We start from the raw sequence: 254 nt of genomic DNA on the forward strand, positions 1-254 counted from the left end.
GGTCATGCTGGCCGTCGAGGTTGTCTCGCCCGGCACGCGTCGGCGGGACCGGCTGGAGAAGCCGGGCCACTACGCCGATGCCGGGATACCGCCATACTGGCGGGTCCAGAAAAATCCGGTGCACGTGTACGCGCACCAACTCGCCGAAGGCCGGGACGAGCTGGCCGGCGAGTCTGCCGAGGGGTTGTACCGGGCCAAGCCCGTCGGCATTCGTCTGCGCGTACGGGACCTTACACCGTGTACGAGGCCAGGCG

The 254-nt window shown here is 68.9% G+C and carries 1 protein-coding gene; it reads left to right on the forward strand.

Features of this window, described 5'->3' with window-relative positions:
• Window positions 1–254 (forward strand): Uma2 family endonuclease (locus C7C45_RS33320; protein ID WP_146247512.1); only part of this gene is annotated, 254 nt, incomplete at both ends.

The sequence above is a fragment of the Micromonospora arborensis genome (assembly GCF_003205615.1).
Lineage (GTDB): Bacteria > Actinomycetota > Actinomycetes > Mycobacteriales > Micromonosporaceae > Micromonospora > Micromonospora arborensis.